This window comes from Parabacteroides sp. PH5-46 (assembly GCF_029892785.1).
In the GTDB taxonomy this organism is placed as follows: Bacteria; Bacteroidota; Bacteroidia; order Bacteroidales; family Tannerellaceae; genus DFXE01.
Map to the genome: position 1 here is coordinate 126126 of NZ_JARXXA010000001.1, position 26831 is coordinate 152956.

17 protein-coding genes and 3 tRNA genes are annotated in these 26831 nt (G+C 42.2%); 13 read left to right on the forward strand and 7 right to left on the reverse strand.

All coding sequences use genetic code 11. The features are described 5' to 3' along the window. Positions 1-1134 (forward strand): sugar phosphate isomerase/epimerase, encoded by a 1134-nt coding sequence (locus tag M2470_RS00535; RefSeq protein WP_280743256.1) that lies wholly within the window; start codon positions 1-3, stop codon positions 1132-1134. 6 nt (positions 1135-1140) lie between these two features. On the opposite strand, the gene M2470_RS00540 is transcribed toward M2470_RS00535, so the two are convergent. After that, complete coding sequence (locus M2470_RS00540) at positions 1141-2769, reverse strand: RagB/SusD family nutrient uptake outer membrane protein (protein ID WP_280743255.1); 1629 nt, start codon at positions 2767-2769, stop codon at positions 1141-1143. A gap of 12 nt (positions 2770-2781) precedes the next feature. Further along, complete coding sequence (locus M2470_RS00545; RefSeq protein WP_280743358.1) at positions 2782-5499, reverse strand: SusC/RagA family TonB-linked outer membrane protein; 2718 nt, start codon at positions 5497-5499, stop codon at positions 2782-2784. A 320-nt stretch (positions 5500-5819) separates the two neighbouring features. Between M2470_RS00545 and M2470_RS00550 the strand changes: the two genes are divergently transcribed. The 11 genes from M2470_RS00550 to M2470_RS00600 all read left to right on the forward strand — a co-directional run bounded on the left by M2470_RS00550 (position 5820) and on the right by M2470_RS00600 (position 20482). Continuing rightward, complete coding sequence (locus M2470_RS00550) at positions 5820-6266, forward strand: transposase (protein ID WP_280743254.1); 447 nt, start codon at positions 5820-5822, stop codon at positions 6264-6266. 256 nt (positions 6267-6522) lie between these two features. Further along, positions 6523-7464, forward strand: coding sequence for a malate dehydrogenase (gene mdh / locus M2470_RS00555; protein ID WP_280743253.1), 942 nt, complete (start codon positions 6523-6525; stop codon positions 7462-7464). Between the two features lie 141 nt (positions 7465-7605). Continuing rightward, positions 7606-8244, forward strand: a complete 639-nt coding sequence (locus M2470_RS00560; protein WP_280743252.1) for a hypothetical protein — start codon at positions 7606-7608, stop codon at positions 8242-8244. 154 nt (positions 8245-8398) lie between these two features. Then, positions 8399-9460, forward strand: coding sequence for a substrate-binding domain-containing protein (locus M2470_RS00565; protein WP_280743251.1), 1062 nt, complete (start codon positions 8399-8401; stop codon positions 9458-9460). Between the two features lie 5 nt (positions 9461-9465). After that, positions 9466-10278 carry an SDR family oxidoreductase gene (locus M2470_RS00570; protein WP_280743250.1) on the forward strand — a complete coding sequence of 271 codons (813 nt, stop codon included), beginning with the start codon at positions 9466-9468 and terminating at the stop codon, positions 10276-10278. A gap of 87 nt (positions 10279-10365) precedes the next feature. Next, positions 10366-11538 (forward strand): mannonate dehydratase, encoded by a 1173-nt coding sequence (gene uxuA / locus M2470_RS00575; protein ID WP_280743249.1) that lies wholly within the window; start codon positions 10366-10368, stop codon positions 11536-11538. 69 nt (positions 11539-11607) lie between these two features. Beyond that, complete coding sequence (locus M2470_RS00580; RefSeq protein WP_280743248.1) at positions 11608-12168, forward strand: RNA polymerase sigma-70 factor; 561 nt, start codon at positions 11608-11610, stop codon at positions 12166-12168. Between the two features lie 714 nt (positions 12169-12882). Next, positions 12883-13896 (forward strand): FecR domain-containing protein, encoded by a 1014-nt coding sequence (locus M2470_RS00585; protein WP_280743247.1) that lies wholly within the window; start codon positions 12883-12885, stop codon positions 13894-13896. An 82-nt stretch (positions 13897-13978) separates the two neighbouring features. Then, on the forward strand, positions 13979-17272 hold the full coding sequence (locus M2470_RS00590; RefSeq protein ID WP_280743246.1) for a TonB-dependent receptor: 3294 nt from the start codon (positions 13979-13981) through the stop codon (positions 17270-17272). 13 nt (positions 17273-17285) lie between these two features. Next, positions 17286-19004: a RagB/SusD family nutrient uptake outer membrane protein gene (locus M2470_RS00595; RefSeq protein WP_280743245.1), complete on the forward strand. Its 1719-nt coding sequence runs from the start codon at positions 17286-17288 to the stop codon at positions 19002-19004. A gap of 83 nt (positions 19005-19087) precedes the next feature. Continuing rightward, positions 19088-20482, forward strand: a complete 1395-nt coding sequence (locus tag M2470_RS00600) for a Gfo/Idh/MocA family oxidoreductase (protein ID WP_280743244.1) — start codon at positions 19088-19090, stop codon at positions 20480-20482. A 103-nt stretch (positions 20483-20585) separates the two neighbouring features. Here the strand turns inward: M2470_RS00600 and M2470_RS00605 are convergent. The 5 genes from M2470_RS00605 to tilS form a co-directional block, all read right to left on the reverse strand. Further along, positions 20586-20669 (reverse strand) — tRNA-Leu (locus tag M2470_RS00605). Between the two features lie 25 nt (positions 20670-20694). Beyond that, positions 20695-20778 (reverse strand) — tRNA-Leu (locus tag M2470_RS00610). Positions 20779-20794: 16 nt separating this feature from the next. Beyond that, positions 20795-20867, reverse strand: a tRNA-Gly gene (locus M2470_RS00615). 111 nt (positions 20868-20978) lie between these two features. After that, positions 20979-23009 (reverse strand): transcription termination factor Rho, encoded by a 2031-nt coding sequence (gene rho, locus M2470_RS00620; RefSeq protein ID WP_280743243.1) that lies wholly within the window; start codon positions 23007-23009, stop codon positions 20979-20981. 198 nt (positions 23010-23207) lie between these two features. Continuing rightward, positions 23208-24488: a tRNA lysidine(34) synthetase TilS gene (gene tilS / locus M2470_RS00625; protein WP_280743242.1), complete on the reverse strand. Its 1281-nt coding sequence runs from the start codon at positions 24486-24488 to the stop codon at positions 23208-23210. 89 nt (positions 24489-24577) lie between these two features. On the opposite strand from tilS, the gene M2470_RS00630 reads away from it, so the two are divergent. Further along, positions 24578-26821 carry an amino acid permease gene (locus tag M2470_RS00630; protein ID WP_280743241.1) on the forward strand — a complete coding sequence of 748 codons (2244 nt, stop codon included), beginning with the start codon at positions 24578-24580 and terminating at the stop codon, positions 26819-26821. Positions 26822-26831: the final 10 nt, after the last annotated feature.

The following is a 26831-nucleotide window of genomic DNA, read 5'->3' on the forward strand; positions in this document are numbered from 1 at the left end:
ATGAATAATCAGATCTGGCTGATGACATCGGCCTTTAAACCCTATTCGCTTGATCAGATCATGGAGAAAGCTAAGGAGACCGGAGTACAGGGACTTGAGGTATGTGTGTTTCCGCGCGGTGGTTCCTGGAGCGACCATGTAGCAACTCATATTGATTATGAGAGCTTTGATGCCGAGCAGGCCAGGCGCTTGCTGGAATCTTTCAATAATGCCGGTCTGCGTTTTTCCATCGGATCTTACGAGAATCTTATAGGAGGTGATCCGGCAGAGCGTCTGGTGAATCAGAACCACCTGTTGAAGTTGATCCGCATTGCCCACCTCTGCGGAGGGGATGCTCAGGATATCAAGGTCGGGACGTTTGTAGGCTACAATGACGAGCTCGGCGTACAGGATGGAGGTTTTGAAAAGAACTTGTATGAATATCAACGGGTTTTCAGCCCGATTATCAAATATGCCGAAGATCTGGGAGTTACTATTATATATGAAAATTGCCCGATGGAAGGTTGGCGTTCAAAGACCTGGCCGTATACCTATAACAACCTGACGGGTACATTGGCAGCCCGCAAACTAATGTACACTCTGATACCCAGTAGGTCGCATGGTGAAACCTATGATCCTTCACACGATATCTGGCAGCATATTAACCCGGCTGACGTGATCAAGGAAACCGATATGAGCCGTCTGCACCGGGTGCATGTAAAGGCTACCCGCAACCTGAGGAATAAAAGCAGTATCTATTGGGGAGCGATGTATCCCAAACAGTATGTAAACCCGGAACTGGCCGGAAGAGCCGGTGTGCCTATCGTAGAGCACGACTGGGACAGACATCCTTTCGAGGCCATGCTTCCCGGCTTTGGCGGCTACGACAGCATGGATTGGCGCGATTTCCTGGAAACCTTGATGCATGCCGGTTACGATAAGCCGTTTGTTATTGAAAATGAAGCTGTTTTGTCCTCTCACACCGGCAATATCGGCGCGACGATGCAAGGCTTCAAAGCCGCTACATTATGCCTGGCACCCATCGTTTGGCCACTGAAGGAAAACGAAGGCTATACCTACCATGACGAGCGCCCGAACTACCCTACAGACCCTATCAAAGACATCCCGGTAGTTAGCATGAAAGAACTGATGTAGTGCTTGTTAATATCCCGGATTTTGCGATAAGTTTTTATTCAGTGTAAGAATATTTTCAGGAATGGGGAAGACAGTGGTATAGCCGCTTTCCTCATTTGGTAATTGCGGACGGTTGCTGTAGGGGCGGGTAAACAGTCTAAAGCGGATCAAATCCTGTCTCCTCCAGCCTTCCCAGGCAAATTCGAGTTGCCTTTCACTCAGGATGTTTTCCAGAGTGGCTTTCCTTTGCGGAGAACCGGCTCGCAGGCGGACAAGGTTCAGTTCGTAGTCGCCATCCTCTCCGTTACGTACTTTTGCTTCGCATTTCATTAATAACACATCGGCATATCTGAATAGTACAATGTCATTGTCTTGCAGTTTGCCATCTTTGGTGGCATTTTTGTCGATAGCGTATTTCTTCATGCGGGCTCCGGCTGTTTTTTCGCTTGCTGTTCCGGAGATATCTAGGCCGATCTCCCAAGGCAGGTATGCCAGTATGCTGCCGTTGTCCAGCCGGACTACATTTCCGTTTAAGTCATATACGATGCCGGCATAATAACATTTGTCAAAGCGGGAGTCTACGCTATCGGTATCGTAAGCAAAGGTTTTAAGTGCCTCTATTGTTGCGCTGGAGCCATTTTCGCCGCCTAATCCATAAGCTTTGGCGTGATTGTAATGGCGAGAGCGGAATAGGTACATCATCTGATTGGTATAGAAGTGCTTATCCATAGGGATGGTGAAAATATTCTCTACGGATGTTTCGTTATATACGGAGAAATTGGCTTCGTAATCAGTGGCCAACTGATATCCGAGACTGCTAACGGAATCGCAATAGGCCTTTGTTGCTTCCCAGGTGTTATAGGTTTGATTATTAATGGTGAAGAGGATGTTTCTTCCATCCGGATGTGCCTGATCCGTCCAGTTATTATCTGTATAAACTTCGGCATTTAGCGCCAGTTTGGCCAATAGAAAATAGGCTACCGGACGGGTGATACGCCCGTAATAGTCGCCTAAGAAGTTACTGCGTGCCGTACTTAAGAAGGGGGTAGCAGCCTGTAGTTCTCCAACCACAAAGTTGAAAACCTCCTGTCGCTCGTTTTGCTTCACTTCGCTCATAGGAGTAGAGGAGGATAAGATCAAAGGAACCCTCCCGAATAAGTCGAGCAGGTAGTAATAATACATGGCGCGGAAAGCTCTTACTTCGGCTATATAGGCTTCAATGTTTTCTTTATTGGCCTCTGTTATGGCATTGTTTAGCTTTTCTAAGGAATTGTTGCTTAATACGATAACCTTATAGAGGTATTCCCAGGTGGCTTGCAGTGCATGGCTTTTAGTACCCCATTCGTGCAAGTATAAGCCTTGCCAGAAGCCACCATCGTACCAGTCGCCCCCTCTGGTAGGGATGATGGCCTCGTCGGTTGTAAAAGTATTCAGGTCGTATATGCCTCTGTATGTACCGGATAAACCCTGATTATCACTATATCCCCCTACATAGTTGTATAAGGTGGCAACTGTGTTGAGGTATAGTTGGGATTCATTATCAAAAGCCTCCTCTTCAGGTATTTGATCGAGCGGAGTTTCTTTCAGGAAATCCTGGCACGACAAACCTATCAGACTGCTAATGACACATATGATATAAATATGTTGTGCTTTCATACGCTTTGCTGTTTAAAATCTTAGACTTAATCCTATTGAATAAGAGCGTGATACCGGATAATTTCGTTTGTCATCTGTTCCTAAGGTATTGTTTACGATATAGCTGTTTATCATAGGCGAAAAGCCCGAGTAGCCTGTGATGGTTGCTATATTATGCACAGAGCAGGAAAGGCGCAATGCCTGGATATATTTCTTTAGCTTGGAAAGCGGGACATTCCAGCCGATATTCAGGTAGTCGAAGTTCACATAATCGCCCTTTTCAAGCCAGTAATCTGTAGCCGTTTGATCCTGAATATTCTTCTCCGGAGCTCCCTTCATTACATTGTAGTCGGGGAATATATTCATGTTCATGTAGGTAAGCGCTGTTCCGTTGAATATCTTGTGTCCGAAGGCTCCGTTGATTTGAAGCGAGAGGTCGAATTGCTTGTAGCGGAAGCTGATGTTGGAACCTAAGAGTGTTTTGGGCATGGCTTGTCCGGCTATATACCTGTCTTCTCCATCTTCCAGGCTTACTCCCTTGCCGTTTAAGTCCGCAATGCCATAGGTATAGCCCCCTGTCTGATTGGGGACTAAGCCGGTACTTTTAGGCAGGTAGAATACTCCCAGAGGTTGTCCTACCATCTGATACACAATGTTATTGTAGCCTCCGTGGAATCCGGCTCCGTTTAATTCGGTGATGCTGATGTATTCGGGAGCCGACATTCTTTCGCCATTATACATTCCGCTCAAAGAGAGAAGTTTCGTCTTTTGAAATGCTACATTGACATTGATGTTCAGTTCTATATCCTTTGTCTGCAGGGGAGTGATCCCGGCGGAGAGTTCGAAACCACTGTTGCGCATGGAGCCCAGGTTTGCCAGTAGTTTGTTGTAGGCAAAAGGAGGGACACTAACGTCGTACAAGTACAACATATCCTTTGTTTTGGAGTGATAGTATTCTGCTTTCAGGATGATCCGGTTCAGCAACAGGCCGATATCGACCCCTGCATTGAAGGTATGCTTCACTTCCCAACGTAAATCGGGATTGGCATTCCGGACAACTCCCATGGTAACGGTAGGAGTTCCTCCGGCAGACACTACTCCGTTGGGCTTCATCAGTTTCATGGAGGTATAGGAGTTTATGGCATCCTGATTACCCGATAAGCCGTATCCTGCGCGTATTTTCAGATTGTTTACAGACTCTATACCTTTCATAAAGCCTTCTTCGCTGATTGTCCAGGCCACGGAAGCAGACGGGAAGAAGCCCCATTTGTCGTTCTTGCCTATCTTGGAGGAGGCATCAGCCCTTGCGTTGAAGGTGGCGATATAGCGTCCTCCGTAGACATAATTGATACGTCCGAGAAAGGATACCAGATGTGGATCGTCGTAAAAAGAGTTGGTGCCTTCCCATAAGCGTACAGCCCCTGCCTGCAGATTGTTATACCCGAACTTATCGGAACTGAAATTGGTGACAGTTGTATAAAAGCCGCTAGATGTATTTTTTTGAATCTCGCCCAAGCCCAGTATATCCAAGTGATGAGCCCCTATATCTGCTTTGTAGTTCAGCATCAGATTTCCTAAAAGTAACTCTGTTTTTTTCATACTTTTATACGCCTGACCATGCGCCCAGACCGATGTAGGCAGGTATTGTGAATTTTCGACTACATTGTAGGTGTAGGAGCCAAAAGCTGTAAACTTGAAATTGCTTGTCAGGTTAACGATGAGCCGAAGGTGCGTATTAACATGCGCATTCGACTCATCGTCGTCTACTTCCAGCCAAGCCAGTGGATTGGTTATCTGGCTGGCGTTCGTAACCCCGTCCCAGCTACCTGTCATCGGATTTTTATGATTGGGAAACGTTGGATTAAAAGTTGCTCCCGAGTAAAATGTTTTCTGATAATCATTCAGATACTGATTATTCAGTAGTGAGCCGAAAGCGCCCAGGTCGAATATCAGATGATTGTTGAATGCTCGTTGAGTGATGTCTACTTTGGTGGTGAAGTTTCTGGAATTGTTGTTTTTTACAACCCCCTGGCGATCTACAAAGCCTAATGATGCTCTGTAGTTTGAGGTTTCCGATCCACCCCCGAACGAGATATGATGGTTTTGTAAGAATGCGGTACGCACCATCTCCTTGGGGAAGTTGGTGTTGTTCCCCAAATCAAGGATTTTTATGTTTTTTTCCTTTGCTACCTGCCGGAACTCGTTTCCCGATAGCATCTCCATGTTTTTGTAGACTGTTTCAATGCCGAAATGCCCGTCATAACTGATACTAAATGCTCCCATTTTACCCTTCTTGGTAGTAACGTCAATCACTCCGGAAGCGCCGCGCGAGCCATATTGTGCCGTTTCGGAAGCATCTTTCAGGATTGTAAAACTCTCGATATCGGCCGGGTAGATGGCGTTCAGTATACCTAAGTCTCCGAACACCCCGTCAATGATAACCAGCGGATCGTTTCCACCTGTTAAAGAGGTAGTTCCGCGTATACGGACAAAGGACATAGCAGCAGGTCCGTTATTGGCATACGGAATATTTAGTCCGGCTACTTTTCCGCGCAGAGCGTCTAGGGGATTCGTATTTAGCCCCTTATTCATTTCATGTTCTTTTATTTTGGCAACAGAACCGGATATGGTCCGTTCGCTTCCAGTGGCATACCCGATAACTGTAACCTCTTCAAGCCTTACAGTATCAGGCAAAATATAATATTTTACAGGTTCAGGTAATGGCTCTAATACTTGTGAAAACCCTTTCATTCCGGGAAAGAATAAAACGATAAACAGGAGAGTCGTTTGCAAACTCAAACAGGTTGGCGGTTTCATGTTATCAGTATTTTAGATATAATCCTCTCTAATAATAAAACTAAAAAACAGCTCTATTTGTTTAGGTTATACTACTTTTTTAAACACCAATGAGTGCAATTTGAGATATTTGCGTCGCAGACGCATGACGTTGATTAACCCCATGTGTAGGCCAAAGGTCGGAACATGGGGTAGAAGAATACACTTTCCTTCTTGGCCTCGAAAGAGGTCAAACACAAAAAGAATTGTTACCTTTGCCGTAAACCAACATAACTATGTCGTATAATCAAAGTGTCTATCACATCATTATCAGGACTAAATACAGTCGCCGGGCTATTAGCCCGGAATACGCCCCTAAACTTTACGCTTATATCTGGGGCATCATAAAGAATCTCAATGGCGTATTGTATCGTATCAACGGAATAGAAGACCATATACATATTGTGTCGAGTCTTCCTGCTACAATTGCCTTAGCTGATTATATAAGAAATATTAAATCAAGTAGTTCCTCTTGGATGAAGAAATCAAATTTCTTCCCTGAATTTGTTGGTTGGGGAAAGGAATATTGTAGTTTAACCTATTCATACAGAGATAAACAATCAATAATTGATTATGTCAAGAATCAACAAGTTCATCATCGAAAACTCTCATTCAAGGAAGAAATATATGCTTTGTTTGAAGAGACTGGAGTTGAGTTGGATGAACGGTTTTTTCTTAACTAATCCGGCCACTTCGAGGCCAAAGAGATGTCTATTTTCCTACCCCATGTTCCGGCCTTTGGCCTCTACATGGGGTTAATCAACGTAACGCGTCTGCGACGCAAGCTCACTTTCATTTTCTCAACAAATAAAATTAGATACTTTGCTCTGAAAATATTTATGGAAAAATTTCTTTATTACGTAATAGATTGTACCTTTGCTTTCAATTTTGATAGATTGGTTTTTCAATAAATAACACATAAACATAAAACGTATTATTATGTCTAAAGTAACAGTCATTGGTGCCGGTAATGTAGGTGCTACTTGTGCAAATGTTCTTGCCTTTAATGAAGTGGCAGACGAAGTTGTAATGCTTGATGTTAAAGAAGGCGTATCGGAAGGTAAAGCCATGGATATGATGCAGACTGCCCAATTATTGGGATTTGACTCAACATTGGTAGGATGCACGAACGATTATGCTAAAACAGCCAATTCTGATGTTATTGTTATTACTTCCGGTATTCCACGTAAACCGGGTATGACTCGTGAAGAGTTGATCGGTGTAAACGCCGGTATTGTAAAGAGCGTTGCTGAAAGCGCTTTGAAATATTCGCCAAACGCTATCGTTGTTGTTATTTCCAATCCGATGGATACTATGACGTATCTGGCACTTAAATCATTAGGTTTGCCTAAGAACCGTATTATCGGTATGGGTGGTGCTTTGGATAGCTCTCGTTTCAAATATTATTTGTCTCAGGCTTTGGGTTGCAATGCAAACGAAGTAGAAGGTATGGTTATTGGCGGACATGGTGACACTACAATGATTCCGTTGGCTCGCCTGGCTACCTACAAAGGTATTCCTGTAACACAGTTGCTCAGCAAAGAAAAACTGGAAGAAGTAGTAAAAGCTACTATGGTTGGAGGAGCTACATTGACAGGCTTGTTAGGTACTTCGGCATGGTATGCACCGGGTGCTGCAGGAGCTTTGGTAGTAGAGTCTATCATCCACAACCAAAAGAAAATGATCCCTTGCTCTGTAGCATTGGAAGGCGAATATGGCGAATCGGATATTTGTATCGGTGTTCCGGTAATCCTAGGAAAGAACGGAATTGAGAAGGTTGTAAGCCTTGAGCTGAACGCAGAAGAAAAAGAACTTTTTGCTAAGAGTGCTGCTGCAGTTCGCGGAACAAATGCCGTATTGAAAGAAATCAACGTCCTTTAATAATAAGGATAAACATCATTAAAAACCGGTACTGAAAAGTATCGGTTTTTTTATGTTTGCGAAAAACAAAACTATCATTCTGAATTGTTTTCTTTGGAATTAATCATATATTTGTCAATATACTAATTAAAAAACTACTTTATGGAAGCAAAATTTACTATTTCAGAAGTACTTAGAACTTCATGGGATGCCCTTAAATCACAATTCTGGATACTCGTAGGATTACTGCTTGGGTTTACGATTTTAAATTTAATAATTAACCTGATTTTTGCTCCGATGGCAACTTCGTATACCGGCAAAATCCTTTCTACATTGATATCACTAATTATCTCTTTGATATTTAGCCTTGGGTACTTCAAAAACCTCTTTCAGGCTCTGGATGGCGATGAGCCGCAATTTTCAGCTTATGGGCAACAGGCTCGTAAAATTTTCACTTATCTCATAGCGCAGATCCTCTATTCTCTTATAGTCTTTGCTGGTTTTTGCCTTTTACTGATTCCGGGGTTTTATATGGCATTACGCCTTCAGTTTTTTGCCGGATTTATTATAGAAGAAGATGCAGGTATTATTGAGTCTCTTCAAAGGAGTTGGGAAATTACCAGAGGACAGGCTTTGCCTTTGTTTTTTATCCTTTTGGTAATGATCGTAATTACGATATTGGGGATTATTCTGCTTGGAGTTGGTATTTTTGTGGCTATACCTCTGATGTATATGATGTATTGTTACATTTTCAGAAAACTAACTTCCCCTTTGCAGTCAATAGAAGAGGGTAGAATATAATCTGTATATAATATAATAAAAGATAGTCCCGAAGGCTTTTGTCTTCGGGATCATTGTTTCAGGGGGTGAAATTTGTTAGTAAACTTTTGCTTCCTTAAATTTTTACTCTATATTTGTCTATGTGCTCGAACACATATAAAACACATATGTTAGGATGAATAAAACCTACAGAATTAAAGACATAGCTAAGTTGTCGGGAGTATCTACCGGGACGGTTGACCGGATTTTACACAATAGAGGAAAGGTTTCACCGGAAGCACAGGCCAAGGTGGAAAAAGTGTTGAAAGAGATTAATTATCAGCCTAATCTGATAGCCCGTTCATTAGCGTTAAAGAAAAACTATCATCTCCTGATCATTATACCGCAATATGCCGAAGGAGAATACTGGGCCAAGATAGCCGAAGGGGTAAACAAAGCTCAGGAAGAACTATTCAGCTATAATATCACGGTAGAGCATCTGTATTTCAACCAGTACGACAAGAGTAGCTTTGATGCATTAATCCCTAAGATTAAACAGATAGACTGCCAGGGGGTAGTTGTTTCCACTCTCTTTCAGGAGGGTGTGAAGGATCTGACCGTTTGCCTGGACGATCTGAAGATCCCCTATGTGTTGATTGATGCCTATATTGAAGGAACCAACGCGATTACCTATTATGGAACCCATTCGTATGATTCGGGCTATATTGCCGGGCGTTTGCTGTTGGAACAAATTAACCCTCAGGAAGATATTGTTGTTTTTCGTTTTATACGAAAAGGAGACCAAGCGTCTACTCAGGTGACGAAAAGAGAAGACGGTTTTCGGAATTATCTCTCCCAGAACGGATACCAGGGAAAAATACATCTGTTGCACATACATGGGGAGGAAACGGATTACAACAAAGAGCATCTAAGATCCTTTTTTACAGAGAACAAACAACTGAAAACAGGTATCATCTTCAATTCAAGGGCTTCCATGCTGGGTGAGTATTTTGACGAGCTGAACATAACGAAGGAGTTTAAACTCATAGGGTATGATGTGCTGGAGGCAAATATACATTATCTGAATAGCGGGCTGATTACACATTTGATCGCTCAGCGCCCGGAGGTACAGGGGCTTAATAGTGTAAAGGCATTGTTCCGCTACTTGATATTGAATGTAAAAGACGAAGCGGTCAACTATATGCCGATCGATATTCTGATAAAAGAAAATATATCATATTATAATAATTACATATAAATAAGATGAACGAATTGTTTAGTGTAAAAGGGAAGGTAATATTGCTGACAGGAGGGAGTGGCATACTTGGCTCATGTATGGCAAAGCATCTGGCAAAGCAGGGTGCGCGTGTTGTAATCTTGGATCGCAACAAAGAATTAGGCGATCAGTTAATCGGAGAAATCAAAGCGGATGGGGGAGAGGCTCTGTTTTTGTTGTCGGATGTATTGAACAAGGATATACTGGAGCAAAACAAACAAGATATATTGGCCAAATACGGCAGCATCGATGTACTTGTAAACCTGGCAGGAGGCAATCAGGCCGGAGCAACAATCCCGCCGGATAAGACGATTTTCGACCTGAATCTGGATGCCTTTCGTGGTGTAGTGGAGCTGAACTTGTTCGGCACCGTATTACCTACCATCGTATTTGCCGAAGTAATGGTAAAACAAAAGAAGGGAAGTATCATCAATATCTCTTCGGAATCGGCTCTGCGCCCACTTACACGTGTGGTAGGTTATGGTTGTGCCAAGGCGGCGGTAAGTAATTTTACACAATATATGGCAGGCGAATTGGCACTTAAGTTTGGCGAAGGGCTTCGGGTAAATGCAATGGCTCCCGGCTTCTTCTTGACAGAGCAAAACCGGGCCTTGATGACAAATCTGGATGGTACGCCTTCCGATCGCTGCAAGACCGTAATGGCTCACACCCCATTCGGACGCTTAGGCCAGCCGGAAGAACTCTTAGGCACCCTCCAATGGCTCGCCAGCGACGCCTCAGCCTTCGTCACAGGAACAGTCATCCCCATAGACGGCGGTTTCGATGCCTTCTCCATCTAAAAAGAAACACCCCCCAACCCTCTAAAGGGGGGGATATATCACAAAGCCCCCCCTTTAGGGGGTTGGGGGGTATTAATCATTAAAGATATGTATTTATGTGAGCAAACCTGGCGCTGGTATGGGCCGAATGATTCGGTAAGTTTGTGGGATATCAAACAGGCGGGGGCAACGGGAGTTGTTACTGCTTTGCACCATATTCCGAATGGCGAAGTCTGGACAAAAGAAGAGATATTGAAACGAAAAGCTGAGGTTGAGTCTGTTGGCCTTCGTTGGAGTGTAGTAGAAAGTGTACCTGTGCATGAACATATCAAGACACAAACGGGTGACTTTAAACGCTATATCGAGAATTACAAAGAAAGTATCCGCAACCTGGGAGCCTGCGACATCCGGGTGGTGACATATAACTTTATGCCTGTATTGGACTGGACACGAACCGATCTGGCTTACACACTGCCCGATGGTTCAAAAGCTTTGCGTTTCGAGAAAGCTGCCTTTATGGCCTTTGACCTATTTATATTGAAGCGTCCGGCAGCCGAGCAGGAATATACAAATGCCGAGAAAGCAAAAGCCAAGGCACGTTACGACTCCATGACGGATGCAGACCGGGAACTGCTTACCCGTAATATGATCGCCGGACTGCCCGGTTCGGAAGAGAGCTTCACCATCGAACAGTTCCGCAAAGAGTTGGATCGCTATAGCAACATAGATGAAGACAGGCTTCGCTCGAACCTGATCTACTTCCTTCGCGAGATAGCTCCTGTAGCTGATGAAGCAGGCGTTAGAATGGTGATCCACCCGGACGATCCTCCTTATTCCATCTTAGGACTGCCCCGCATTCTGAGCACGGAAGCCGACTTCCAAAAGCTGATCGATGCCGTTCCGAATCAAAGCAATGGCCTCTGCCTGTGTACCGGCTCTTTTGGCGTACGGAGCGATAATGATCTGGCAGGTATCATGCAGCGCTATGGCGACCGGATCGACTTTGTGCATTTCCGTAGCACACAGCGGGACGAAGAAGGTAACTTCTATGAAGCCAACCACCTGGAGGGCGATGTAGATATGTATGGCGTAATGAAAGCCTTGTTGGAACTTCAGCAAAGACGGGCTTGCTCCATCGCCATGCGTCCCGATCATGGACATCAGATGATTGACGACCTGAAGAAGAAAACAAATCCGGGCTATTCCTGTATAGGGCGTTTGCGTGGATTGGCTGAGCTTCGCGGTTTGGAATTGGGGATTGCCAAGTCATTATACAAATAACGCATTTTCTACTATTTCTGGTGTTAGTCTACAAAATTATTCGTAATTTTGTAGACTAGATATTTTATTGTGCTTGTTGTTGACGAAAACATAATAAAACGAATAAATCGAGGAGATGCCAAAGCTTTTGAACAGTTATATTCACTCTTCTATGTCTATTTATGTGCTATTGCCACAAAATTCATTTATGATGCCGAAGCAGCCAAAGAAATAGTGAACGATGTTTTTCTTAGCGTATGGAATAACCGACAATCGCTTGCACCTCCTGTGAATTCTTATTTGATAAAATCCGTGCAGAATCGCTGTTTAAACCACTTACGTCAAAAACGCTTACAGCAGGTTCCGCTAACGGAGGTACAAGAGCATTTATTCGTTATGCAGGAACAATTAATAGCCCAGGATGCACACCCCCTGAAACAGTTGGAAAACAAAGAATTTGAGCAGCAACTACTGGCTGCCGTAAATAAATTACCCAAAAAATGTCGCGATATCTTCATCCAACATTTATATCACAACAAAACCTACGACGAAATAGCCCAAATTAACCAAATAGCCTCCAGCACAGTACGCGTACAAATAAAAATAGGTATAGCCAAACTAAAAGAACAACTCAGCCATATCATACTCTGACTCCTTATCATTTTGATGTTATAATCCTCTATATTGTCTCATAATTTCAAAAATAAGCATTTCCCGTTAACGCAATTCTGCCCCTCTATACTCAAAAACGAAGCTTTTAAAAGCCAAATAAGCCATTCTACCTCCAAATGAGTACACTCACTCATTTTAATATCCACACAGAACCATTGAAACAACCGCAGCCCCTCCATCAAGCGAGCACACTCAAACAAGCTCTAAAAAACTTTCACCTCTCCATTCAACGATTTTCCCCACTATCCAACACCCCAAAAACAGCTGTTTTAACCAATCTTCACCCCAAAAAGACAGCAAACTTCGTTGCTTTTTAAAATATCAAAAAGACAAAGTTTTAATGAAGAATGTAGAATGATGAATGAAGAATATTTACAAACAAAATCTGTCTGTTTAATTTGAGCCACTATAGCCTTTCAATGCGATAAACCTTAAGTGTCAATTTAAGACCTTCCTAACAAGCATTTCCGTTTTTACTCCGAAATACAGCCCGCAAACGATAGCTAAATTAACAATTTGACAAAATGAAAATTCAACCCTTCGGGCTGTTTATATACTATATATCCTAATACCTTATTTTAGCATATTTTCAAGAAAAGCGAAAAAAATGTTTTTTTTCTTAAACGAAAAGAATGCTACTTGTGTATTTATGTGAAGGAGCATGTAAACATACGATTGAATTTATAAAAAGAGATGAAAGACGAGAAAGTAGATGCGCTGCTCTTGGCGTACTTTTCCGGTCAACTTACGGATGCGGAAAGACAAGAGTTGGTGCAATGGCTGAATGAAAATGAGGCAAACAAAGAAAGATTAACCGACATGGCTGACTGGTGGGCTATGGCACATGTGCCTTTTTATGAGTCTGGGGTAAAAACCGACTTTGAAAAGCATTTTGCCGATTTGCTTACGCCTGCAGGGGCAGTCAGGAAACAGGGAGTTTTTCGTAGAAGCCTTTGGGGTAAGATAGCAGCGGCTGTTTTACTGTTATTGATGACAAGTGTTTCGTTTTATTATGTAGGAAAGGGGACGTCTGCGGCTTCTGACGAAATGGCTCATTTTGAAACAGAAGTACCTTATGGTTCGCAAGTGAAACTAACACTTCCGGATCATTCGATCGTATGGCTGAATGCAGGTTCTTCTCTTAAGTATAGAGAAAATAGGATTGAAAGCAGGAGAGAAGTTACTCTGAATGGTGAGGCTTATTTTGAGGTAGCAAGAGATACATTGAAGCCTTTTATTGTTTCATCGGGAAATTTGGATATAAAAGTACTGGGTACTTCGTTTAATGTGAGAGCCTATGATAATGATGAATCGGTAGATGTTGCTTTAGTATCGGGACGAGTGAATGTGTTTTTAGAAAATACAGGAGAGAAATCAAACGAAAACCTGTTGATACCCAATCAGATGCTGACGTATAATAAAACAACAAACGATATACAAATTGCAGAGGTTAAGAGTGAAGATTATAGCGCATGGAAAGATGGAAAAGTGCGTTTCACGGAAGAACCGTTTGCAAGAATTGCTAAAACGCTAGAACGAAAATATAATATTCAAATAATGATAGAGAGTGATTTTTTGAAAAAGGAAATCTTTTCCGGAAGTTTTACAAACAATTATTCATTCTATGATATTCTGAATGAAGTAGATGTGGATAAAAAGTATGTATGGCTTCAGAAAGGAAACAGTTTTATAATTAAAGATAAATAAGTTACATAAACGTATAATAGCAGAATACATTTTTTGACTTAAACGATAGAGGGACTTTAAATTATTTATTAAATCTAATTTTATGAATGTAAGAGATCTAAAGAAGACAGCTCGACTGTTGGCTGCCGGGATTTTAATGGCGACTATGCCATTTTCTCCCAATCAGGTTTTCGCATCCTCTCTTCAGACACATTATGTGTCGGTAGATATGACGAATGCGACATTAAAAGAACTTTTTGAGATGATTGAGCAAAAGTTCGACTACTCCTTCCTTATCCGGAATAACGACATCGATTTGAATGAGCGTATCACTGTTGATACCAAAGACAAATCGGTGGAAGAAATTCTGAAAAACGCCTTGAAAAATCAAAACGCCGAATTTGTAGTAAATGATAACCGGATTATCGTTTATAAATCGGCAACAAAACCAGCTGAGAAATCAGTTGAAAAACAAATTGTACAGCAAACCACGAAAGTATCGGGAACTGTTGTCGACGCTGTAACCGGTGAACCTGTTATCGGAGCAAATGTTGTTGTTAAAGGTACTACAAACGGCACAAGTACGGACTTTGACGGTAACTTTTCTTTCGAAGCTCCTGCAGGTTCCATTCTGGTTGTATCGTATATCGGATACAATAGTCTGGAAGTTGCTGCTACAAACACTCCTATGACCATTCGTATAAAAGAAGATAGTCAGGCATTAAGTGAAGTCGTAATTGTAGGATATGGCGTGCAAAAGCGCGAAAGTTTAACAGGTGCTTTGCAAACACTGAACAATGAAAAACTGACCAATATAACTACTCCCTCCGTTCAGAATATGATTGCCGGAAAATCTCCCGGTGTAATGGTTGCCCCTGGTGATGGCCGTCCCGGATCGGAAGGAAGTATTATCATTCGTGGTAAGGCATCGGTTAATGGTAATAATGATCCGCTATGGGTAGTAGACGGTGTAATCGTAGGATATAGAGCTAATCAGGCTTTGAACCCGAACGATATCGAAACCATGACGATTTTGAAAGATGCTGCATCTACAGCTATTTATGGTGCGCAGGGTTCAAATGGTGTTATTCTAGTTACTACCAAGAAAGGACGTACGGATAAAATGAATATCAGCGCATCTGTAAAGCTGGGTGTAAATACACTGACAACCGGAAAAATGCAGGTTATGAACGGTGCTGAACTATATGATCAATTCGCTGCATTTACAAACCAGGAAGAGGTTGTTTTCCCTCGCTGGAATCAGGAACTGCGTAACACGAATTTTGACTGGTGGGATTTTGCCACTCAAACAGGCTTTACACAGGATTATAACATATCTATTGCCGGAGGTACGGAAAAGCTCAGATCTTTCTTGTCTTTAAATCTTTATGATGAAGAAGGAGCTGTTAAAGGATATGATTTCAAACGTTATAACTTCCGCTTTAATGCCGAATACAAACCGTATGACTGGTTGTCTATCAAACCATCTATGAGTGGTTCGAGAAGAGAGATTATGAATAAGGAATACTCTGTTACAGCGATGTATAGTAATCTTCCATGGGATAGCCCTTATGATGAGGATGGAAATATTGTTCCACATAAATCGTCACTTTGGGTGAATAGCAATTCAACCAATTATCTATATGATTTACAGTGGAATAATTCGCAATCGCTTACGCATACATTTATGGGTAATTTTGACTTTGATGTTCGTATTACCGATTGGCTGACATTCTCTTCAATCAATAGTTATAGCTTTAACGAGTATGACTATAAGAATTACACCGATCCTCGTTCCAATGCAGGTAGTGGCGTAGACGGACGTATGGAAGAGCAAAGACAGGAAACTATCCGCCGCTATACAAACCAACTGTTGCGTTTCAATAAGTCATTCGATAAGCACTCGGTTAACGGTGTTCTTGGTTATGAATTTAATGATTATAAATTTCAGTACTTGCAAGCAATTGGTACAGGATTTGTACCGGGATTTGAAGTGTTGAATGTAGCTGCTATTCCTGAAAAAACTGCCGGTTATATCTATGAGAACGCAGTTCAATCTTATATCTTTAATGTGAATTATAGCTACGATAATAAATACTTGGCACAGTTCTCTTTCCGTCGTGACGGTTCATCCAAATTAGGCAAAGATGTTAGATATGGAAACCTGTTCTCTATCAGTGGCGGTTGGAATATCCACCGGGAGAGCTTTATGGAATATGACTGGCTGGATCAATTGAAACTTCGTGCTTCGTATGGTTCAACCGGTAACTTACCCGGAAAAGATTATCCGCAATACGATTTATATGCTGCCAATGCCAAATATAAAGGAGTGCCGGGTACTTTGATTTATCAAATCGGGAATAAAGACCTGACATGGGAAAAGACCTACACCTTGGGTATCGGTCTGGATATAGCTGTATTTGATCGTGTACGTGCTACTATTGATTATTATAACAGATATACAAGCAATGTATTGTTTGAGGTACCTATTGCCAGTGTAACGGGAGTTGATAAGAGGGTATGGCAAAATATTGGTGAAGTAGAAAATAAAGGATTTGAATTTACCATAGGTGCTGATATATTGAAAAACAAAGATTTCTATTGGGGAGTTGATTTCAATATCGGTGTAAACCGTAATAAAGTGAAAAAACTGTATGGAGAAGCCAATCAAAACGGTATTGTAGAACAAGGATTCGGAGGACCGGCCGGTAGTGTAGACCGTTTGATTAAAATAGGCGAGGATATCGATACATTCTATGGATATGAATGGGCAGGTGTAAATCCTGAAAACGGAGCTCCTCAATGGTATAAGACTGCAGAAGACGGAGTTACCCGCGAAATTACTTCTAAATACGCAGATGCAGACCGGGTTATTCTGGGTACATTGAATCCGGACTTCTTCGGTGGATTTTCTACTGATTTTGCATGGAAGAAATTTGATCTGAATGCTGTATTCTCTTATTCTGTAGGCGGACAGCTTTACAACTATGCACGTCAGGAATATGACTCGGACGGAGCGTATGTAGACAGAAACCAGATGAAACTGAAAAAAGGCTGGAGCCGTTGGGAAAAGCCAGGCGATATTGCAACTCACCCGGTTGCTTCTTATAATAACAAATCCGAATCGCAGAAAATGTCGTCACGTTATCTGGAAGATGGAGATTTCTTGAAATTGCGTAGCTTGTCATTAGGATATAACTTTGATTTGACTCAATGGTCTATCTCTAATCTTCGCTTGTTCTTTACAGCTGAAAACCTGTTTACTATTACAGAATATTCAGGTGTTGACCCCGAATTACCGGTTAAGTCAAGCGACAATGCTGTAGTAAACGTAGCTGGACCTGCTGTTTATCCTACTACACGTAAATTTATGTTTGGTATCAACATTACTTTATAAGACACTTTAAGACATGAAAAGAATAATATCAATTATATTGGTTGCATTTATCTGTACATTTACAGCTTGCGATCTGGAACGTCTGCCTTATACAGACCTCCCTGCCGAATCAATTGCAAATGACCCGGATGGCTCTTTTGAGCCTCTGATGAATGGTGTTTACTCCCAAATGAAAAACTGGTCTGATGCGATGCATCGTTGCGGCGAATATGCAGGTGATAATATAACCATTCGCGGAACATCAACGGATGCCTTTTTCGATTTTATTTCGTATTCAAGAAGCCCGGTTAATTATCGTTTGAACAACTTCTGGAACTATAGCTATAAAGTAATTGCTCAAACCTCCAATATCATCAAATTAGTGGATGAAGGAAAGAGCACCTATATTGATAACAAACTGGGCGAATGTTATTTCATGCGCGGCTTGTCTTATTTCTACCTGGTGCGTGCTTTTGGCCGTCCCTTCTACCAGAGTCCGGAAACAAATCTGGGGGTACCTATTGTAAACGGAACTCCGGATGATGTATTTGGCGACTTGCCCGACCGCTCAAACGTAAGAGAAACCTACGAACAAGCTATCAGGGATTTGGAAAAAGGCGCTGAGATGATGACTGAAAACAACGGGCCTATCTTTGGATCCAGAGAAGCTGCCTGGGCAATACTTTCTAAGGTGTATTTGTTCATGAGTGGTACTTATGATCTGCCGAATCAGGAATATGCTCGTAAATCCATTGAATATGCCGACAAAGTGATAAACTCGGGTACATATAGCTTATTGGATCGTGAGACGTTTATGAAGTATAATACATTTACTCCGGAGAATAACAAGGAAACTATTTTTGCCGTAAAACGTGTAGCTTCTGAGTTTTCAGGATACGATCATTACTACAACTTCAATGGTATGTATGCTGTTGTAGGCGGTATGGGATGGGGCGAAATGTATGCCAGTGCCAAATACCTTGCTTTGTTGGATGAAACAGGCCGCAATGATTGGCGCAATGGTAAGATTGTTGATGCCCGCGCAAACTTCATCGCACCTCAGTATGAGACGAAAGATTCATTGGTTTTCCGTTTTATTTCGGATTTATACAATGATGGCGGAACTCAGACAGGTTTTCTTTATACTCAGTTACCGGTAAAAGTAACTGGCAATACAGCTACTTGTGCTGACAGTGAAAACACGTACACATTAACTCCGATAGATGTAGAACAGGGTAGTTGGAGTATTAAATATAAAGATGGCAAAACCTATCAGGGATATGTAGATCAATTCATTAAACTGAATCGTGCGATACTGATGTTTTATGTGTTGAAATGTTCACGTGAAGGAGAAGAGTCTCACCTGCATTCACCGGTTATTTCCCGTTTAGCTGAAATGTATCTGAACAAAGCGGAAGCTGCTGCCAAAATAGGTGATTATGCTACTGCTCTGGCAGCACTGAACACTATACGTGAACGCTCATTGCCGGGAGAAGGATATACATCTTTGAATGCAAGTAATGCAGAAGAAAGAATAGACAAGGAACGTACCTTGGAGTTGGCTTTCCAAGCAGAACGTAGTTATGATGTTTATCGCAATGGCAGGGCTTTGACACGCTACTATCCGGGAGCTCACAACGCTATGGATGTTATCCAGCCAACGGATTACCGCTCAATCTACTTTATTCCTCAACAGGCTATTGATTCATATCCTGAAGGAAGTACGTTGACGCAAAATCCGACTTCAAATTAACTATTTTAAATTATATAATGCTCAGTTATCAAATATATTATACCTTTGATAACTGAGCATAATTTTTAAAACACACATAAAAGATGGAAAACACTCGTCGTTCATTTATTAAAAAGATGACTGCTGCCGGTATAGGGACAGCCGGTCTTACACTAAGTAATAGTGCTACTGCTGCTCTGGCAGGAGAACCTCAGAAGAAGAAAACAACCGGAAAAGATGATGGCAAACTTCGTTTTGGTTTTATAGGAACAGGCTCCAGATGCAAGGAACATATCAATAATGTATTGGCTATTCCAGACAATAAAATAGTGGCTATCTGTGATATACAAAAAGGCCCGCTGGAAAGTACCTTGAAGCATATTTCAAAGTTTAATGTTGCAGAGCCTAAAGTTTACACAGGCAGCGAACGTGCATACGAGCAAATGCTCAACAACGAAGAGTTTGATTGTGTAATTATCGCCAGCCCTTGGGAGTGGCACGTACCCATGTCGGTAGCTGCCATGAAAGCAGGCGTTCCTTACGTTGGCGTAGAGGTATCTGCCGCCAATACAGTAGAAGAATGCTGGGACTTGGTGAATGTTTCTGAAGCTACAGGTAGTCACCTGAACATCATGGAAAACGTATGCTATCGCCGCGATGTGATGGCTGCTTTGCGGATGGCTCGCGAAGGACTTTTCGGAGAACTGCTACATGGTACTTGCGGCTATCAGCATGACTTACGCGATGTAAAGTTCAACGATGGAAAGAAATATACTTACCAAAAAGGTGGCGAATTACGTATGGGGCCAACTGCTTATGCCGAAGCTCAATGGCGTACGCAGCATTCCATCACTCGCAATGGGGATGTATATCCTACTCACGGCATAGGACCGGTTGCCAACTGCATGGATATCAACAGAGGAAACCGCTTCCTTTCTTTATCAGCCATGGCTACTCAAGCTCGTGGATTGCATAAGTTTGTTGTTGATAATGGCGGCCCAAATCATGAATATGCAAAGATTAACTTCAACTTGGGAGATATCGTAACATCCATGATTAAATGTGCAAACGGACAGACTATTATCGTAACGCACGATACCAATTCTCCACGTCCTTATTCCTTAGGTTTCCGTGTACAGGGAACAGAAGGGCTTTGGATGAATGATGGCAATCATGTATATGTAGAAGGACAGTCTAAACCTCACCGTTGGGATGAATCAGATGAGTGGTTCAAGAAATACGACCATAAGTTGTGGAGTTCTTTGGAAGCAAAAGCAAAAGAAGCCGGACATGGCGGTATGGACTTCATCATGATGTATGATTTGATAGATGCTATCCGCAATAAGAAACCAGCCCCAATGGACTGCTACGATGCAGCTGCCTGGAGCGCCATTTCAGGGCTTTCTGAAATGTCAATAGCCCGTGGCGGTGCTCTGGTTGATTTCCCGGACTTTACTCGTGGACAATGGATTCACCGTAAACCGGCATTTGCGCTGTAACAAGTGACTTAGCAGGACTCACGTCCTGCTAAAAATAAAACGTGTGCGAAAATAATTAGGATGCTTCCTATTCATTTTCGCACACGTTGTTTTTTTAGACACGTACGCAGGATGAGACTTGAACTCACACGCCGTAACCGGCACTACCCCCTCAAAGTAGCGTGTCTACCAATTCCACCACCTGCGCATAGTTTTGTGATAATAATGAGGTGTGCCCGGAACAGGACTCGAACCTGCACGTCCGCAAAGACACTCGCACCTGAAACGAGCGCGTCTACCAATTCCGCCACCCGGGCATCTAAGAAGTCAAAGAGCGAAAGACGGGACTCGAACCCGCGACCCTAACCTTGGCAAGGTTATGCTCTACCAACTGAGCTACTTTCGCGTTATTGCGGTGCAAAGATAGACAATTAATTGAAAATTGAAAATTGAAAGGTGAAAATTTTCAGTATATATCTGAATAATTTTCACCTTCCCATTTGAAATATCTAAGTGTTTAGCCGTTCATAGAGGCTAGAAACTCCATATTATCATACGTTTGCTCCATCCGTTTCTTTACGAATTCCATTGCTTCAATAGAGTTCATATCAGATAGGTATTTACGTAATATCCACATGCGGTTTACGGTTGCATCGTCTTGCAGCAAGTCGTCGCGACGGGTACTTGAGGCAATGATGTCTACAGCCGGATAAATACGCTTGTTAGACAACTTACGATCCAACTGAAGCTCCATATTACCTGTACCTTTAAACTCTTCAAAGATAACATCGTCCATTTTAGAGCCGGTATCTGTAAGAGCTGTCGCCAGAATGGTGAGGCTACCGCCATTTTCAATGTTACGGGCAGCACCAAAGAAGCGCTTAGGCTTTTGCAAGGCGTTGGCATCCACACCTCCGGAAAGAACCTTACCGGATGCCGGTTGAACGGTGTTGTATGCACGAGCCAGACGGGTAATAGAGTCTAACAGGATTACCACATCGTGTCCGCATTCCACCATACGTTTAGCTTTATTCAGCACGATCTCGGCAATTTTTACGTGGCGCTCTGCCGGTTCGTCAAATGTTGAAGCAATAACTTCTGCATCTACACTGCGAGCCATATCGGTTACCTCTTCAGGACGTTCGTCAATCAGAAGGATAATCATATATACTTCCGGATGATTGGCGGCAATAGCATTTGCAATATCTTTCAGCAACATTGTTTTACCGGTCTTTGGCTGAGCTACGATCAATCCGCGCTGTCCTTTACCGATAGGAGAGAAGAGGTCTACTACGCGTACGGCGATGTTATCATGTACTTTCGGAGCTTTCCGGGCAGTAAGCATGAACTTTTCGTCCGGGAAGAGGGGAGTCAGGTGGTCAAAAGGCACCCGGTCGCGTACTTCTTCTGGAGTACGTCCGTTGATAAGATCTACTTTTACTAAGGGGAAATATTTTTCGCCTTCTTTGGGCGGACGTATCGGGCCGTCTACTACGTCACCAGTCCGTAGTCCGAATAGCTTTATCTGAGATTGAGATACATATATATCGTCGGGAGAAGTCAGATAGTTATAATCTGAAGAGCGAAGGAATCCGTATCCATCCTGCATAATCTCAAGTACCCCTGTTCCAGTCAGTATACCATCAAACTCATACTGTTTTTCCTGTTGTGCAGGAGGAGTATTATTCGTTTGTTGTTGTGATTGTTGCTGTTGTTGGGGCTGATTGACTTGTTTCTTTTCCGGTTGTTCCTTTTGTTCTTTCTGAGCCTTTTTAGGTTCGGGCTTAGACGGACTTAAAGGGAATAACTGATCCAGTAAAGAATTAGCACTTGGATGTTTAAATACGATACGTTTCTTTTCTTCTGCTGTTTGAGCCGAAGTTTCTGCGATCTCTTCTTTTACTTCCGCTTCTGTTTCCGGTACGATCTCTTCTTCGTACTCAGCTACTACCGGAGGAAGTAAAGGCTTCTCTACCTGTTTTACTATTTTAGGTTGTTCAGCCGCCTTTGCCACAGGTTTTTCTTCTGCTGGCTTTGGCTCTTTTGAAACTATAACTTCTTCGTTTTTAGCAGTTGGCAATGCGGCTGCAGCTACCTTTTCATTCTTTTCAATACGATTCCTTTTTTTGCGTTCCGGCTGTTCTTTCTGTTCTGTTTCAGGATTTGCCACTTGGGTAGCTTCGGCCGGTTCCGCTTTTACCGTTTCCGGTTTAGGCGTTTCTTTCTTGCTTACTGCTTTTTTTTGCGGAGAATTGTTCGTTACTGTTGTTTCTTCTTTTTTAGATGTTTCTTTTGCCGTTTTAGGAGTGCTGGCTTTGGTGGTTTTTTTAGCCTTGGCTTCAGCCTTTTGGGCTTCTTTCTTTGCTTCCTTCTCCTTTGCTTTCTCGGCTTGAATACCGGCTATAGAAATAGCTTGTTCATCAAGGATTCTATATACCAGTTCTTCTTTTTTAAAGGAACTAATCTTCTTTATTCCTAACTCACCCGCAATCTTTTGTAGTTCGGGTAAAAGTTTTTCATTTAGCTCTAAAATGTTATATTTCTGCATATGTAAGAAATGTGTAAATCAATTTGTACATATTTAGGTCTAGGTACCTTTATTTTGTACAATGCAATCAATGTGTTATCTTAAAAATTAATAGGTAAATATATTTTCATGTAATAACCGGATAGTTTAACTAATTTGAATATTAGCAACACCAATGCGGAAGTAATTTTGTGCAAAGGTATAATTTTTTTTAGAATATCACTGTTTTCCTACTGAAAAATTCACAATCAATATACTTTTAGTTGTTTTATCGATACGAAAGCGGTTGTCGGTTCGTTCACCTATAATCCAAATAATATCCTCTCCGCTGCAGAGTAGCCAGGCTTGTTCTTTTTCCGGCAGGCTGTATTTTTGATCTGAAAAGAAATCGCTTAATTTTTTACGGCCTTTCATTCCAAATGGGACAAACCAGTCGCCTGGTTGCCAGTTTCGTACACTAAGGGGGAATGTAAGTTTATCATAATCGAAGTAAGCGATATTTTTATCCTTTTCAATAGTGAACTCTTCCTTTAAAACAACTTTCCGGTAAGAAAGTTCAATGGGGATTTCCTTTTTTTCAATAGGGGAGAGCAACAGGTGTTTTCTGTCTTTTACTAAGCGGTGAGAGGATGAAAAAAACGTTTTGCCGGATTCCTTATCCAATGCTTCAAAGATACTTTCACTTAGCGTTCGTGTAAAATTATAAGGTGTCAGTATTTCGTACAGAATGGTTTCCGGTGCCGGATAGGCCAATAATTTTTCTATGCAAATCCGGTTGTCTTTTAATACAGACGATCTGGCTTCTTCTATAACCGATTGATAAATAAGCTCTACGGAAGCTAGATGCTCTGCTGTGCGAAAGATTGTTTCTCTGGCAGCCGGGTTGATTTCTTCCAGCAAGGGAATTACTCGTAAACGAACAAAGTTACGTGTATAAGCATCGGACAGATTCGTGCTGTCTGTTACATAATTAAGGCCTTCTTTTTCGAGCCATGATAGAATCTCCTTCCGGCTAGCAGACAGCAGAGGGCGGATAATATACCCATTTGTCGGTAGCATGCCTCGTACCCCTCGTATCCCTGTTCCGCGTATAAGATTCATCAATACGGTTTCTACCTGATCGTCCTTGTGATGGGCTACGGCAATGGCTTGTGCATCAGTTTGCTGACGTAGTTCTTCAAACCATCGGTAGCGTAACTCGCGTGCCGCCATCTCAATGGAAACCCCTTCTTTCTCTGCATATTGATGTGTATCAAAATCCTTTTTATGAAAGGGTACATGGAGCTTTTTTGCAAAATTCGTGGCGAAAATTTCATCCCTGTCTGATTCTTTTCCCCGTAAATGAAAATTACAATGAGCCGCTATACACGGATAGCCCAATTGCACCAATATAGCCAGTAGAACTACGGAGTCGGCACCTCCGCTCAGACCTACAACTACCGGTTTACCGTCCACCAATAAGCTATATTTATGTATAAAGGTATGTACCGTATGAATCATTAGGCAAATATATAGAATAGGAAGTACACCGGGAACACTTTATTTCTTTATTTTTGTAGAAAGAAAAAGCAGCGAAAAACGAAACAAGAATGAAACAAGAAAAAAAACAGGAATTAAATAGTAGCGGATTTGGAACTTTACCCGTTTACTTTACCGCCATTTCTACAATATTAGGAGCCATCTTGTTTCTTCGTTTTGGAGTTGCAGTGGGTACCTTGGGTTTCTGGGGAGCTATCGGTATCATACTACTGGGACATCTTATCACGATACCAACGGCTCTGGCTATTTCGGAAATAGCCACCAATACACGCGTAGAAGGGGGAGGGGAGTATTTTATTATATCCCGTTCTTTCGGGTTAAAGATTGGTTCAACCATCGGTATTACGTTGTTTTTTTCCCAGGTTATTAGTGTCGCATTTTACATTATAGCTTTTACGGAGGCATTTGTTCCTTTTTTTGACTGGTGGCAGAATCGCTTTGGTTATGAACTTCCCCGTCAGGTTATTAGTGTTCCGTCTTTAGTGATACTGGCTTTATTGATCCTGAAAAAAGGAGCCGGTGTAGGAATGAAGATGCTATATATCGTAAATATTATGTTGTTCCTGGCCTTGTTGCTTTTCTTTATGGGGAGTCCTATTGATCCGGGTGAAGATCTAACTCGCCTGCCGGGTAATAATTTTGGCTTCTTCAACCGGGAACACTTCTTTATTTTGTTTGCCATTTGTTTCCCGGCTTTTACCGGAATGACAGCAGGAGTAGGCTTAAGCGGCGACCTGAAGAACCCTGGTAAATCCATCCCTTTGGGTACGATGGGGGCAACGATTACCGGTCTGATAGTCTATATATTAGTGGTTTGGAAACTGTCCGTTTCTTCGTCGCAGGCAGACCTGCTTGAAGATCAGCTGATCATGGCACGGATTGCTATATTCGGAAGCTTGGTTATTCCTCTGGGGCTTGCCGCCTGTACCTCTTCTTCGGCGCTGAGTTCTATACTGGTAGCTCCCCGTACCTTGCAAGCTTTGGCTATGGATAATAGTTTTCCTATCAGGCGGCTTAATCTTTTTCTTTCGCGAGGGAAAGGGAAAAGCAATGAGCCATACAATGCTACTCTTGTTTCATTCCTGATAGCTTTGGGCTTTGTGATGCTTGGTAGTATCAATATGGTGGCGGAAATTATCTCTATGTTCTTTTTAATTACATACGGGGTTTTGTGTCTGATCTCGTTTTTGAACCATTTCGGTTCTCCGCCTTCCTACCGTCCCCGCTTTAAATCTAAATGGTTCTTCTCCTTAGGAGGTTTCCTTTTGTCCGTTTGGGTGATGTTTATGATCAATCCTTTTTATACTATATTGTCTTATGTCTTGCTTATCATTATATACATTATTATAGAGCATTATAATAAGGCGGAAAAAGGGCTTGTCGATATTTTTGAAGGTGCCTTGTTTCAGCTCAACAGGCGTTTGAGAGTCTTCATGCAGAAGCATCAATCCTCTATTGAGAATGAGGAATGGAGGCCTTCGGCTATCTGTATTTCGCCCAATTCCTTTGAACGGGATAAGGTATTGGAGCTAATGAAATGGATTAGTCATCAACATGGTTTCGGAACCTACTTCCACTATATTGAAGGCTATTATAGTAAGCAAACATATACCGAATCACAAGAAATCTTACGACAGCTTGTCGAGCTGCAAAAGGAGAATGAAAGTGCCTTGTATATTGATACGATGATCTCGCCCTCGTATACATCGGCGATTGCGCAGGTGATACAAACGCCCTCTATCTCAGGGATGGAGAATAACATGGTAATTTTTGAGTTCGACAAGAACCATCCCGAAGAACTAAACCGTATCCTGGATAATATCAACCTGGCCCGGGCCGGGAACTTTGATGTCTGTATTTTTGCGTCTTCTACTTATCCTATCCGCAATAAGAATGGCATCCATGTCTGGATACGGGATACCGACGAAAAGAATACAAATCTGATGATCTTGCTCGGATATATTATCCTGGCGCACCACGATTGGCGGAAAAGCAAGATCAAAATATTCATAACCAGTTCAAAAGCCAATGTAGAGCTGGCGAAAGAAGAACTGCAGGAGCGCATAGCGAATGGACGTTTGCCTATAACGTTGGCCAATATCGAAATCGTAATGCTTTCCGAACATCAGACTGTAAGCGAGGCTATCAGAGATCATTCCAAACACGCGGGATTAACCCTCATTGGTTTTAGGGAAGAAATGATTAAGCATAATGCCGGAGAATTCTTTACCGATTTCCAGGACATAGGGGATGTCCTGTTTGTGAATGCATCCCAATCGAAAGAGATAAACTAAAGGTCATAAA